Source organism: Marinomonas sp. PE14-40 (assembly GCF_051623805.1).
In the GTDB taxonomy this organism is placed as follows: domain Bacteria; phylum Pseudomonadota; class Gammaproteobacteria; order Pseudomonadales; family Marinomonadaceae; genus Marinomonas.
Map to the genome: position 1 here is coordinate 1,204,247 of NZ_CP130700.1, position 12,806 is coordinate 1,217,052.

Consider the following 12,806-nt stretch of genomic DNA (forward strand, 5'->3'; position numbering starts at 1 on the left):
CATGATCTCTCAATACTCTGAACTGAATTTTGGACTTGGCGAAACCCTAGATATGCTACGCCAACAAGTGAATGCATTTGCGGCAGCACAAATTGCACCTCGTGCTGAGCAAATTGATCAAGATAACCTCTTCCCCAATGATCTTTGGAAAAAGTTTGGTGAAATGGGTCTGTTAGGTATCACAGTCAGTGAAGAATTTGGGGGAGCAGAAATGGGCTACCTTGCCCATGTGATTGCGATGGAAGAAATTAGCCGCGCATCTGCTTCTGTTGGTTTATCTTACGGTGCTCATTCAAATTTATGTGTTAACCAGATTTATCGTAATGGTACCCAAAAGCAAAAAGAAACTTACCTTCCTAAATTGGTTTCTGGTGAGCACATAGGCGCGCTAGCCATGTCTGAACCAAACGCAGGCTCTGATGTTGTTTCATTAAAATTGCACGCCCGCGATGAAGGCGACCATTATGTTCTTAATGGCAACAAGATGTGGATCACTAACGGTCCTGATGCCAATGTTTATGTCATTTACGCTAAAACTGACTTACACGCGGGCTCTAAAGGGATTACCGCTTTCATTGTTGAACGAGATAGCGAAGGTTTCACTCAAGCTCAAAAGCTCGACAAGCTAGGTATGCGTGGTTCAAACACCTGTGAATTGGTTTTCCAAGATTGCAAAGTGCCAAAAGAGAATATCTTAGGTGAGCTAAATGGTGGTGTTAAGGTGCTAATGGGTGGCCTTGATTACGAACGTCTTGTATTAGCAGGTGGACCACTGGGCATCATGCAAGCGGCAATGGATGTGGCTGTACCTTATATCCGTGATCGTCAGCAATTTGGTAAAGCCATTGGCGAATTCGAGTTAGTACAGGGCAAAATTGCTGACATGTACACTCGCATGAATGCTGCTAAATCTTATGTATACATGGTTGCCATGTCAGCAGACAGAGGTGAAACAACCCGTAAAGATGCCGCTGGCGTTATTCTTTATGCAGCAGAAATGGCCACACAAATAGCATTAGACGCGATTCAACTGCTTGGCGGTAATGGCTATATCAACGAATACCCTACTGGCCGTTTATTGCGTGATGCCAAGCTTTATGAAATTGGTGCAGGTACCTCTGAAATACGCCGTATGCTAATTGGCCGCGAACTTTTCATGAACAAATAACTTAGACCAATCATCCATTCCTATTAATCACTCTCATTCGTTCAGGCTCTTTATATAAGGGCCTGCTTATTTAAAAGAAAGTGGATAGGACAAAAAGATTAAGGAGCGCTACATGCCGATATTGCAGTCTAAAGTTAATCCTCGTTCTGAAGAGTTTTTAGCAAAAGCCGATGCAATGGAAACAGCGGTATTAGATTTAAAATCTAAAATCGAGAACATTTATCAAGGTGGTGGTAAGTCTTATCAAGAACGCCATCTTGCAAGAGGCAAGTTACTAGTACGTCAACGTATCGATACGCTTATCGATGAAGACAGCGCCTTTCTAGAGTTAGGCCAATTAGCCGCTTATGGGGTTTATCAAGACGATATTCCAGCAGCAGGTGTTGTTGCAGGTGTTGGCCAAGTATCAGGCATCGAATGCATGATCATCGCCAATGATGCCACTGTAAAAGGCGGCACCTACTTCCCGCTTACGGTAAAAAAACACTTAAGAGCACAAGAGATTGCTGAGCAGAACCACCTACCTTGTATTTACTTAGTGGACTCAGGTGGTGCTAACCTTCCTCAACAAGACGAGGTTTTCCCCGACCGTGACCACTTTGGTCGTATCTTCTACAACCAAGCCCGCATGTCTGCCAAAGGTATTGCACAAATTGCTGTGGTAATGGGTCTTTGCACTGCAGGCGGTGCTTATGTCCCCGCTATGGCAGACGAATCCATTATTGTTCGCAACCAAGGTACTATCTTTTTAGCTGGCCCGCCTTTGGTGAAAGCCGCAACAGGTGAAGAAGTCAGTGCAGAAGATTTAGGTGGTGCAGATGTGCATTGTCGTACTTCTGGTGTGGCAGATCATTATGCCGAAAATGACGAGCATGCTCTGCAGATTGCACGTCGTTGTATCTCTCACCTTAATCATAAAAAACAACCTCACTTAGATGTGCGCGAACCACAAGCGCCTAAATACGATACCAAAGAAATCTACGGCATTGTTGGTACTGATCTGCGTAAGCCATTTGATGTGAGAGATGTGATAGCGCGTACTGTCGATAACTCTGAATTCGATGAGTTTAAACAGCTTTATGGCACAACGTTAGTAACAGGTTTTGCTCATATTCATGGTTATCCTGTCGGCATAATCGCAAACAATGGCATTCTCTTTTCAGACTCTGCTCAAAAAGGCGCTCACTTCATTGAGCTTTGCTGTCAGCGCAATATTCCTTTGGTGTTTTTGCAAAATATCACAGGTTTCATGGTGGGCCAGAAATACGAAGCCGAGGGTATCGCTAAACATGGCGCAAAAATGGTAATGGCTGTTGCTTGTGCCAATGTCCCTAAAATCACCATATTAATCGGTGGTAGTTTTGGTGCGGGTAACTATGGCATGTGCGGACGTGCTTATAACCCAGATTTTTTATGGATGTGGCCTAACGCCAGAATTTCTGTCATGGGCGGCGAACAAGCGGCAGGTGTGATGGCAACGGTAACGAAAGATAAGCTTGCTCGTTCTGGCATGAACTGGAGCGAGGAAGAAGAAGCAGAATTCAAACAGCCAATTATTGACACTTACGAGCATCAAGGACACCCCTACTATGCTAGTGCTCGTCTCTGGGATGATGGCGTGATAGATCCGGCGCAAACACGTGATGTGATTGCCCTAAGCTTATCAGCAACCTTGAATCGACCAAAAGAAGAGACCAAATTCGGTGTCTTTAGAATGTAAGGATTTGGGCAACCAAATTTAACCCCTTTGGCCCAATCTAGGCTTTACCCACATATTTGGGTAAAGCCATCCCTATTAAGTGATCATGAGAGAGCAATGTCATGAACAATATACCCACGCAAAGCACGCTTTTTGATAACACTGAAGAGAATCCATCTTCTGCCAACAGTGATTTTAATGCCAAAGTAATTTTGCATTACCCTAACCCTGGTATTGCTGAGTTAATCTTAAATAATGCAGATAAATACAATGCATTTGATGATCACATCATCTCTTTAATGATAGAGAAATTAGCGCAAGCAGAAGCGCAGGCAGATTTAAAACTCCTTATCTTGCGCTCTACAGGTAAACACTTCTCATCCGGTGCAGATTTAAATTGGATGAAGCGTATGACAAACAACAGCCATCAAGAAAACTTAGATGATGCCAACCAGCTCGCTAAATTAATGCAATGTCTAAACGATTTTAGCAAGCCGACTCTCGCGCTTGTTCAAGGCGCAGCTTATGGTGGTGCCGTTGGTCTTGCCGCTTGTTGTGACATAGTCGTTGCCACTCGTACAGCAAGATTCTGTTTAAGCGAAGTCAAAATAGGTTTAGTGCCCGCTGTCATTAGCCCTTATGTGATTCGTGCAATTGGTGAACGCCAAGCAAGACGCTACTTTTTAAGTGCAGAAATTATCAGTGCAGAACAAGCACAAAGTTTTGGCTTGGTTCACGACTTAGTTGATGATCAGAACCAGCTAGATCAAGCGGCTGAACAATTCATCCTGCAGTTAAGTCAAAACAGCCCTCAAGCTATGACGGTAGCGAAAAAGCTTATTTTCGCAGTAAGTCACAAGCCGATCGACACAGAGGTAATTAGCTATACCAGCCAGTGCATTTCAGACATACGTGTCAGTGAGGAAGGCCAAGAAGGTCTCAATGCCTTTTTAAATAAGCGTCAAGCTAGTTGGATTCAACCTACAGCAGGCAAAGACAAGGAGCAAAACGATGTTTAATAAAATCCTAATAGCTAACCGTGGTGAAATTGCCTGTCGTGTTATCGAAACTGCCCACAAAATGGGCGTTCGCTGCGTTGCTGTTTATTCAGAAGCAGATGTGAATGCTCGTCATGTTGCTATGGCAGATGAAGCCTTTTTACTAGGGCCAGCACCAAGTAACCAAAGCTATTTACGTCACGAAAAAATTATAGAGATCGCCTTAGCAAGTGGTGCTCAAGCTATTCACCCAGGCTATGGCTTCTTATCTGAAAACACAGAGTTTGCTGAAGCTTGTGCAGAAAATGGCCTTGTCTTTATTGGGCCACCAGCCAGCGCCATTGCGGCTATGGGATCTAAATCTGCCGCTAAAGCCATTATGGAAAAAGCACAGGTGCCACTAGTACCTGGCTATCACGGTGACGATCAAAACCCTGAACTATTAAAAGAAGAAGCGATACGTTGCGGCTTCCCTGTTTTGCTTAAAGCAATCGCAGGTGGCGGCGGTAAAGGCATGCGAGTGGTAAACGAACTGGCTGAGTTTGATGAAGCTCTCGCCGCTGCACAACGTGAGTCTAGCAATGCGTTTGGCAACCCAGACATGCTAATAGAACGCTACTTAACGCAACCTCGTCACGTGGAAATCCAAGTTTTTTGTGACTCTCATGGCAATGGTGTTTATTTAGCTGAGCGAGACTGCTCGGTACAAAGACGTCACCAAAAAGTGATTGAAGAAGCCCCTGCTCCCGGTCTTTCAGATGCCACACGCAAAGCTATGGGTGAAGCGGCGGTAAAAGCGGCTCAGGCTATTGATTATGTGGGCGCAGGTACGGTTGAGTTTCTTTACGATGTGGACGGTTCCTTCTTCTTCATGGAGATGAACACCCGCTTGCAAGTTGAGCACCCAGTGACAGAAATGATCACAGGACAAGATTTAGTCGAATGGCAATTACGCATCGCCAATGGCGAAGTCTTACCTTTAAGCCAAGATCAAATCCAAATCACAGGTCATGCACTTGAAGCCCGTATTTATGCAGAGGATCCTGATAATGACTTTTTACCTGCAACAGGCAAGCTGCATTACCTAAAAACACCAGCCACCAACTCACATGTCAGAGTGGATACTGGTGTGCTCGAAGGTGATGAAGTCAGCATTCATTACGACCCTATGATAGCCAAACTTATTGTTTGGGATCAGGACAGAAGCAAAGCCATCAACCGTATGGTGCAAGCACTAGAGCAATACCGCATTAGCGGCGTCACTAGTAACATTCGCTTTTTGCATGCCCTAGTCGATGCAAAACCTTTTAGAGATGCAGAGCTTGATACAGGCTTTATCGAAAAACACGAAAACCTTTTATTTAATACTAGTGGTCTTGAACTAGATAAAGCCCTTGTCCTTGCTGCTGGTTTTTATCTACAACAAGCCAAAGTGGTCAAGAAGAGCAATCAAGATAAGCACTCTCCATTTAGCCAATTTAAAAATTGGAGAATGAATAAGCAGTACCAAAAGCCGCTTGTTCTCGTGGTAGACGACGCAAAACACACGTTAGAAATTCAACATTTCGATGAATATGATGAAGTACGAGTAGACGGCCGCTCTTATCAACTGCAATCACACCTTAGTCATGACAAGCTGGATGCCATTATTGATGGCCATTGCCTAAGCGTTCACGGTGCATTAAAAGAAGGTGTGTTAGATCTGTTCTATCAAGGCGAGAAGTTTAACTGCCATCAGTACACTGCTGAATTTGAACAAGGTGATCATGGTTCTGATAACAGTTTAACCGCGCCAATGAATGGCTCTATGGTAAGCGTTATGGTTTCTCAAGGGGATAAGGTTAGCGAAGGCCAAACCCTAGTAATTATGGAAGCCATGAAGATGGAACACGCTATTAAAGCACCTCATGACGGCATTATTGACGCTATTTATTTTGACGAAGGCGAACTTGTCAGCGATGGCGCCGAGCTCCTCGCTATGAGTGCCATTGAAGCACCGCAGGAAAGTGTCTCATGACCCTAGATAAACGTACTTTTATCCAGTCCCCCCATTCTTACCCTAAAAAAGTACGTATGGTAGAAATGAGTCCAAGGGATGGATTGCAAAATGAAACCGGCGGTTTTGTCTCGACTCAAACCAAGATAGAGCTGATTAACCGTTTAAGCGATACTGGTCTGATTCATATTGAAGCAGCCAGTTTTGTGTCCCCTAAATGGGTGCCGCAAATGAAAGATGCCAGTGAAGTTATGGCAGGCATTAAGCGTAAAGACGGCATTACCTATAGTGTGCTCACTCCTAACATGCGAGGTTTTGAAGGTGCGCTTGCGGCCAATGCTCAAGAAGTATCGGTATTTAGTGCAGCCTCAGAAAGCTTTACTCAAAAGAACATTAATTGCTCGATCGAAGAAAGCCTTGAACGTTTTATCCCAGTAATTGAAGCCGCTAAATCCCAAGGTATCCCTGTTCGAGGTTATGTGTCTACTGTGATGGGCTGTCCTTATGAAGGCGAAATAGCACCAAATAAAGTCGCTAAAGTGGCAAAAGCCCTTTATGACATGGGCTGCTATGAAATCTCCTTAGGTGACACTATCGGTACAGGCACACCACTAAAAGCCAAACGCATGTTAGAAGCGGTAAACAAAGACATTCCTATGCACCTTCTGGCAGCGCACTTTCACGACACCTATGGACAAGCTGTCGGTAATTTGAATGCCGTGCTAGAAGAAGGTCTCGCTATTATCGATAGTTCGGTGGCAGGCCTTGGCGGTTGCCCTTATGCAAAAGGTGCCTCTGGCAATGTAGCTACAGAAGATGTGCTTTATTTGCTCGAAGGACTTGGCATCGAAACCGGTATAAACCTTCAAGCCATGGTTGATACTGGCTTCTGGATTTGTGAACAGATCAATCGCAATAATGGCTCTAAAGTGGCGCTAGCAAAGGGAAGAAGCCAGGACTAATCCTGACTTCTCATGTATCCCACTAAAATCTAGAAAGCGGATATAGAATCAAGCTTCTTGTAAAGCTTGGTTCTTTCGCATCAAAAGTTCATAAAAAAACAGCATTATAAAGGCGATAAATATAGCCCCGAAGCTAATGAACAATGCTTCTTTGTAACCAAAATATTGCGCAACAATCCCCATTAAAGACGCTCCTGCCATACTCCCTAACGCCATCATATTTGAATAATAAGCCGTAGCCCTACCAATGCAGTTAGGTGCTTTGTCTTGTAATAAACTAATCCCGACACCCACGAAAATACCAAAGAAAACACCATTAAAAACCTGAATCAAAATAAAGCTCAGCATGCTTTCGACTAAAGTACATAATATATAAAACACCATGGCGGCAATAAAACTAATAAGTAAAACCTTAGTTGTGCCGATTGCCTTAGCCCATTTAGCAGACATCAACATAATTGGGATCTCACATGCTGCGGTCAACCCTAACAAGAGCCCAGGGAAAGACACAGGCAAGTTTAAGTCATTAGTCAAATATAATGGCATGGCTGTAATGTAATTTGAGTTAGCCACATTCCCAAGAAAAAGCACCGCCCCTAAGTAATACACAACTCTCGGAATGGCTTGATTTTTCAGCGCTTGTGACTCGTCCTTAGCCGCTGATACTTTTTCTTGCTGAGGGAGTTTCCCCCAAGCATAAAAGGCGACAAAAACGCCAGCACACGCAGCCATAAGAAAGGTAAACTGAAAACCTATTTTATCGACTAATAAAAAGGCTAATGGCGGCCCAAGAATCCAGATAAAGGATACCGAAGATCGTATTTGTGCATTCAATTGAGTTGGGTCTGTTGCCGAGCTTTCAGCAAAGTGTCTGACCATAATCAGTATCATAGGAATCGACGCCCTAGCGACTCCCATAAACAAGGTACCAGCAATCAATATTTGCCAGAATGCGGTTAGAAAAGCGTAACTCAATGCCGCACAGACGATTCCCATCAAAGCGATAATAAACAAAACTTTGCGGTCTATTCCCTTATCAGCAAGCGCGCCAAACTTTTGTGTAATGTAGATTCCAGAGACAGTATAAGCCACAGTATAAATACCAATATAAATGGGCTCAAAGCCGAGTCCGTCGATTAAGAAAATACTTAATATAGGTATAATAAGAGCATATGAAAGCGCAGTTAAGCCATTGATAATATAGTAATTACCAGCCTCACCGCTGAGAAAATGATAAATGCGTTTGATGTCCCTTTCTCCTTGTTTCTGACTCCTTGTCAGAGGTGTCTAAATACTTAATTCGTTTTGATATTCTGCATTATTTCTGATTTATGCTTAATGATAGGGGTAACAATAGAATTACCCTCTTGGGTAAAAAATACAGAAGGTCGATGAAAACCTCTTAATTTCCAGCTAATTAGTTTACTGATGCTTCTAAGAATCGCCTTAGAAGAAGAGCCTTTTAATGCTGTCGGAATTTGCTTTTTAATCTCATGAGTTTGCACATAAGCACGGTTTTGGCCAATTTCACCTACCCGACTAGTTTGATGTCGCATAAAATTATGCACTACGCCAATAAAGGGCATATTGCCCCCTAACGTATTGCCAATAGGCGTGTTACAACACTTTGTATACCAACGGTTCATCCCCTTCTCGCTTAAGCGCATACAGGTAATTTCCTCAACACCTTGATCGATGGTCAACTTAGATATAGGCATTTGGAAAATATCAGTACCAGAGTATTGGTCTAGAATAGTAGGATTGTTGCCACGCCCTAAATTCATTAAATAGTAAGCAAAAGCCTGACAATCAGAACAGCAACAGGTAAGACGATTACCCTTTATCGCATCCATATCATGGGCATGCCCCTGAACTTTACCGCAATCACAAGCTAGCTTTATTTCTGCCATAGCTCTTACCTCCGCCGTTTAATTGAAAAGAATCATACTGAAAAAATTTAAATCGAAAAGAGTCACTTAATCAGTTCAGTTGAATGACTTAATTAAATGCATCAAAATCTCATCATAAGAAACACCTGCCACTCGAATGGCGTCTTTCTCTAACCCATACTCTTTAAAACCAAACTTATTATAGAGCGCCACTGCCTGAGTATTATTAGCAGTAACAGTCAGTTGCAAACTAGAAACCGCTTTTAGGGCATCAAATTCTTTGATAATGGTCTTCATTAGGCCTGAGGCAATCCCAAAGCCTCTTGCATTAGGTAAGACATAAACGCCCCAGAGATAAGACTTATGCTGAGTTTTAAGCTTATGACCTTGAGTAAAACCTGCGATAGCAACAAGCTCGCCTGTTTCAATAAATGCCCCTAGACAAAAAGAAGATTCTCTCGATTCCAAGCGTTCACGCCATACACTCTCCTCAAAATGAGATTCTTCAAGTAGACTAGACTCGAAAGCCTGAGGAGCTTCATCAAGACTTTTAAGGCGAACCTTTTTATAAAGTAGCCAATCTTCTGGAGTGAGTTTTCGAAATAACACAAGTACGCCCTGCTCTATGTGAATCCATAGATATACTTTAAGGCATATGAGATTAACTTAATAGGTGTTGAGATAAATTCTCATTTAGAATCAAGGCTTAATAAGAAACTCAGTAGCAATAATGCAATTGAAACCTTTATGACTTCTTATTAAACCTTGTAAACAAAGTGACTTATTGAGCGCTGCTTGAAAGACTTACATCTGAATAATCTTTATAGGCGTAAGTCCCTATATGATAAGTACCTGATGCTGGATTACTCATCTGGCATATTTCATTATTACCCGTTTCAAAAGGTCGGCAATCATAGTCAGATGAAGTTGGTTGCGCACCATATTTAACATACAAATCGGCATCCCCCGTGCCTCCACTCATACTAACTTCGAATGAAGCAACACAATCAGGTAGATCAAGCTGATAATAAGCCCACTCTCCTGTGTAGCCTGATAAGTTCGTTAAAGCAAGGTCAGATACTTCACAACTCTGCTTATCTTCGCTAGGCAAAGAGGTAAGACGCACTGTAGTAACAGAACCATCTTGATTAAAGATAAGCTGATAAAGTCTATCGTATTCACTTTCATCAATGGCAGAGCCTGCTTCACCACCTAATAAGCCCACCAACTCTGGTGTGGTATTAGAATGCCCCACTACCATGGTATTACCATCTAGTGTTTTTAAATTTGCTGCAAAACCACTCAAATCAAATGGATCATAAGCCTGTACGCCAACTGAGATACGTTCACTCAAGGGGGCAGCTGTTTCTAAGGTACGATTATAAGAGGTACTGAAAATCGCATTAATATTGGTATGTTTAAGCATGCTAGCGAGGTTAGCAGCACGTAGTTTACCTGCTTCAGATAAAGAGGGGTCAGAGCCAGTATCTAGCTTTTCAGCATGGCGTGTTAGATAAATGATATTCGCATCCGCTGCCATTAATGAAGAAGCATATAGGCCAGATAAAGCCATACTCATACCCACGACAGAGACAGTTAAAGCCTTCTTAATCATGATAAATCCTTTTTATAACACATTGTTTTAGTTTGTTTTTGATCTGTTTTTTCACAAAATCAGATCAACATACTAGCAATGCTTTTGCCGTAGCTGAGCAAAAGTTAAAAAGGCTAATATAACTAGATCAAGGGTCTCAGATTAGCTTAGGTTAGATTAGGTTGGGGAACCTGAGCTAAATCAATCGATGATTCCTTAAGCTAAGCCAACCAGTCCTCTAATCTAGCAAGTAAGCCTATTACACGTTTTGGCAATACATGCTCTCGATTAGTACAAAGGTAAATAGTTTCATTTACTGGGTTTGGAAGTGTATGCCGTTTAATCTTGTCCTGATAAGCAAAGGCATCAACAGCAAAAGCAGGCAAGACAGTAAAACCTAAACCTAAGCTGACCGGCTCTAGAATCGAGCCAATTTGATTTGAAAAACCGCTTTTACGAATATCATCAATATGACTAAATTCAGGAAAGTTAGCCCCGAGCAACAAAGCGGCTTGATAAGCGCTATCTGGGTGTTGAATAAAACCTAATGCTTTAAGCTGATTCCACAAGACAGAAGACACTGCAGCAGAAGTTAACTCACAATCATCAAAGTCAGCCGGCGTTACCAACACAAGGGCTTCTTTTGCCACTTCCTTAGCGTCTATTTTAGGGTTTGCCGTAAGTTTACTCATCAAGCCAATATCTAATACGCCTTGGCTTAAGTGTGATTCAATCGAATCATTAGGCGCAAAACGATAATCCACCGTTAATTTAGGGTGAACTTGCTGCATAGCCAAAACATCAGGATAAAGTCTTAACCCCACACTTCCAGGAGACATGATACTTACCTCCCCTTCAAATTCAGGGTCGTCTTGCAAGCTGGTTTCGAGCTCTTCCATGGCCTGTAATATCTGCTTTCCCTTTTGGTAAACCTGATTACCTGCATGGGTCAGACTAAACTTTTTCCCTTGTCGTATTAATAAAGTCTGCCCAAGAGACTCTTCCAACTTTCGAACATGTTGGCTTACGCCAGATTGCGTCATATGCAACTTATCAGCGGTACGAGTGAAATGGCCAAGCTCGGCCAGAGTACAAAAGCTTTTTAAAAGGACAGGATTAATCATAACAAAATATACTTATTTTCATTTTAAATAATAATTTATCATTATTAATATACGTATGTAACCTTGCCTTATTCACTCGTTAAACACGACGAGAAAGACCCATCTAAACCGTTAATAAGGAAAGTACATGAGCTACCCAAGAGCCTTTAATCACATTGGTTTATCCGTACCCGATGTCGACGCTGCTTTTAAGTGGTATACCGATGTTTTAGGGCTTTACCCAATAATGGAGCCAACAGAAATTGCACGAGATGACAGTGCCATTGGCATTATGTGTGATGACGTATTTGGTGAGAGCTGGAGTAAGTTTAAAATCTGCCACCTAGCAACAGCAGATAGAATCGGTATCGAATTGTTTGAGTTCCCTGACAATCAAACACCCGAAAATAATTTAGAGTATAAAAAGACGGGCATTTTTCATTTCTGCATGACTGACCCTGATGTAGAGGGTTTAGCAGAGAAGATAGTCGCAACGGGTGGTAAGCAGCGCATGCCCGTTCGCAGTTATTATCCAGGAGAAAAGCCTTACCGTATGGTTTACTGTGAAGATCCATGGGGAAACATCATCGAGATCTACTCACACTCTTACGAGTTAACTTACTCAGCAGGCGCTTATCAAGATTAAGCATTAATCTAAAAGTAAAAGACTGGCTTACAGCTTATTCAAACACCTGCAAATAAGTCAGTCTTATTGCTAGCTAGATAAAGGCCTAATAACCTAGGCTCGATTCATATGGATCTTCTGTTCTCTTTGCTTCGTATTCCTCATATGACATGCTCGACCTTTCCATGCACTCATCATATTGAGAAGGCGCTACATTATTACAAGCAAACTGATTATTCGCTTGGATATTCTCATACAAATCTTTTTTACTACAGCCTGTAACTAAAATCAGAGCAACGCCTAACATGGCTATTTTAATCATTTACTACTTTCCTTTAAAAAACGCTTAACTCTAAAATCACTTAAATAATAAACTACCAAAATAAGTTAAAATCTGACTAAAAGTTTTTAAATAAACTCCAATTAAATAACTCATCATGCCAATCAGTTACTCGTTAAATACCAGACCAATATTAACATGGATAAGATAAAAGGAACGACAGCTAAAACAGCAAAATCAGAATACTCCTTATGTTTAAATGCATACCAGCCTTGATGAATACAAAAAGCCGTTGAACCGATAAAAAAGAGAGAAAGATAAAAGTAAAACTCAGTTAAATCAGATACACCAAGAAACAAAAGAATTGGCCAGATAGCGGCACCTATCCAAAGATGAGGCACTAACATCACCCCTATTTTTCGTTTATAAGGTTCTCTTCTCATTTAAAGCTCCTCTTTTATTGCAACTCATCAACATCTATTCAAATAAACA

13 protein-coding genes are annotated in these 12,806 nt (G+C 41.9%); 6 read left to right on the plus strand and 7 right to left on the minus strand.

Going from position 1 to position 12,806, the window contains the following annotated elements; genetic code table 11:
- The first annotated feature begins 1 nt into the window (after nucleotide 1).
- The 5 genes from Q0A08_RS05515 (at nucleotide 2) to Q0A08_RS05535 (ending at nucleotide 6,823) form a co-directional block, all read left to right on the plus strand.
- Nucleotides 2-1,168 (plus strand): isovaleryl-CoA dehydrogenase, encoded by a 1,167-nt coding sequence (locus Q0A08_RS05515; RefSeq protein ID WP_009835189.1) that lies wholly within the window; start codon nucleotides 2-4, stop codon nucleotides 1,166-1,168.
- Between the two features lie 112 nt (nucleotides 1,169-1,280).
- On the plus strand, nucleotides 1,281-2,888 hold the full coding sequence (locus Q0A08_RS05520) for a carboxyl transferase domain-containing protein (RefSeq protein ID WP_438465480.1): 1,608 nt from the start codon (nucleotides 1,281-1,283) through the stop codon (nucleotides 2,886-2,888).
- 101 nt (nucleotides 2,889-2,989) lie between these two features.
- Nucleotides 2,990-3,886 (plus strand): enoyl-CoA hydratase-related protein, encoded by an 897-nt coding sequence (locus tag Q0A08_RS05525; protein WP_438465481.1) that lies wholly within the window; start codon nucleotides 2,990-2,992, stop codon nucleotides 3,884-3,886.
- Nucleotides 3,879-5,882, plus strand: coding sequence for an acetyl/propionyl/methylcrotonyl-CoA carboxylase subunit alpha (locus Q0A08_RS05530; RefSeq protein WP_438465482.1), 2,004 nt, complete (start codon nucleotides 3,879-3,881; stop codon nucleotides 5,880-5,882). The genes Q0A08_RS05525 and Q0A08_RS05530 overlap by 8 nt, the downstream gene beginning before the upstream one ends.
- Complete coding sequence (locus Q0A08_RS05535; protein WP_438465483.1) at nucleotides 5,879-6,823, plus strand: hydroxymethylglutaryl-CoA lyase; 945 nt, start codon at nucleotides 5,879-5,881, stop codon at nucleotides 6,821-6,823. Before Q0A08_RS05530 ends, Q0A08_RS05535 begins: the two co-directional genes overlap by 4 nt.
- 48 nt (nucleotides 6,824-6,871) lie before the next feature.
- On the opposite strand, the gene Q0A08_RS05540 is transcribed toward Q0A08_RS05535, so the two are convergent.
- The 5 genes from Q0A08_RS05540 to Q0A08_RS05560 all read right to left on the minus strand — a co-directional run bounded on the left by Q0A08_RS05540 (nucleotide 6,872) and on the right by Q0A08_RS05560 (nucleotide 11,430).
- Nucleotides 6,872-8,104, minus strand: a complete 1,233-nt coding sequence (locus Q0A08_RS05540; protein WP_438467608.1) for a sugar efflux transporter — start codon at nucleotides 8,102-8,104, stop codon at nucleotides 6,872-6,874.
- Between the two features lie 14 nt (nucleotides 8,105-8,118).
- On the minus strand, nucleotides 8,119-8,733 hold the full coding sequence (locus Q0A08_RS05545; RefSeq protein WP_438465484.1) for a DUF6151 family protein: 615 nt from the start codon (nucleotides 8,731-8,733) through the stop codon (nucleotides 8,119-8,121).
- 75 nt (nucleotides 8,734-8,808) lie between these two features.
- Nucleotides 8,809-9,321 carry a GNAT family N-acetyltransferase gene (locus Q0A08_RS05550; RefSeq protein ID WP_438465485.1) on the minus strand — a complete coding sequence of 171 codons (513 nt, stop codon included), beginning with the start codon at nucleotides 9,319-9,321 and terminating at the stop codon, nucleotides 8,809-8,811.
- Between the two features lie 172 nt (nucleotides 9,322-9,493).
- Entirely contained in the window at nucleotides 9,494-10,327 is an 834-nt protein-coding gene (locus tag Q0A08_RS05555) for a pre-peptidase C-terminal domain-containing protein (protein ID WP_438465486.1), read from the minus strand.
- 200 nt (nucleotides 10,328-10,527) lie between these two features.
- Nucleotides 10,528-11,430 (minus strand): LysR family transcriptional regulator, encoded by a 903-nt coding sequence (locus Q0A08_RS05560; protein ID WP_438465487.1) that lies wholly within the window; start codon nucleotides 11,428-11,430, stop codon nucleotides 10,528-10,530.
- A 127-nt stretch (nucleotides 11,431-11,557) separates the two neighbouring features.
- On the opposite strand from Q0A08_RS05560, the gene Q0A08_RS05565 reads away from it, so the two are divergent.
- Complete coding sequence (locus Q0A08_RS05565) at nucleotides 11,558-12,055, plus strand: lactoylglutathione lyase family protein (RefSeq protein ID WP_438465488.1); 498 nt, start codon at nucleotides 11,558-11,560, stop codon at nucleotides 12,053-12,055.
- A gap of 85 nt (nucleotides 12,056-12,140) precedes the next feature.
- Here the strand turns inward: Q0A08_RS05565 and Q0A08_RS05570 are convergent, their stop codons facing one another.
- Complete coding sequence (locus Q0A08_RS05570) at nucleotides 12,141-12,356, minus strand: hypothetical protein (protein WP_438465489.1); 216 nt, start codon at nucleotides 12,354-12,356, stop codon at nucleotides 12,141-12,143.
- A gap of 122 nt (nucleotides 12,357-12,478) precedes the next feature.
- A complete protein-coding gene (locus tag Q0A08_RS05575) occupies nucleotides 12,479-12,757 on the minus strand; it encodes a hypothetical protein (protein ID WP_438465490.1) in 279 nt (92 codons plus the stop codon).
- Between the last annotated feature and the right edge of the window lie 49 nt (nucleotides 12,758-12,806).

Excerpts from the sequence above, each read along its gene's own strand:
- Q0A08_RS05575 (WP_438465490.1), bottom strand. The coding sequence starts at position 12,757 with ATGAGAAGAGAACCTTATAAACGAAAAATAGGGGTGATGTTAGTGCCT.
- Q0A08_RS05570 (WP_438465489.1), bottom strand. The coding sequence starts at position 12,356 with ATGATTAAAATAGCCATGTTAGGCGTTGCTCTGATTTTAGTTACAGGC.
- Q0A08_RS05565 (WP_438465488.1), top strand. The coding sequence starts at position 11,558 with ATGAGCTACCCAAGAGCCTTTAATCACATTGGTTTATCCGTACCCGAT.
- Q0A08_RS05530 (WP_438465482.1), top strand. The coding sequence starts at position 3,879 with ATGTTTAATAAAATCCTAATAGCTAACCGTGGTGAAATTGCCTGTCGT.
- Q0A08_RS05545 (WP_438465484.1), bottom strand. The coding sequence starts at position 8,733 with ATGGCAGAAATAAAGCTAGCTTGTGATTGCGGTAAAGTTCAGGGGCAT.
- Q0A08_RS05515 (WP_009835189.1), top strand. The coding sequence starts at position 2 with ATGATCTCTCAATACTCTGAACTGAATTTTGGACTTGGCGAAACCCTA.
- Q0A08_RS05555 (WP_438465486.1), bottom strand. The coding sequence starts at position 10,327 with ATGATTAAGAAGGCTTTAACTGTCTCTGTCGTGGGTATGAGTATGGCT.
- Q0A08_RS05560 (WP_438465487.1), bottom strand. The coding sequence starts at position 11,430 with ATGATTAATCCTGTCCTTTTAAAAAGCTTTTGTACTCTGGCCGAGCTT.
- Q0A08_RS05535 (WP_438465483.1), top strand. The coding sequence starts at position 5,879 with ATGACCCTAGATAAACGTACTTTTATCCAGTCCCCCCATTCTTACCCT.
- Q0A08_RS05525 (WP_438465481.1), top strand. The coding sequence starts at position 2,990 with ATGAACAATATACCCACGCAAAGCACGCTTTTTGATAACACTGAAGAG.
- Q0A08_RS05520 (WP_438465480.1), top strand. The coding sequence starts at position 1,281 with ATGCCGATATTGCAGTCTAAAGTTAATCCTCGTTCTGAAGAGTTTTTA.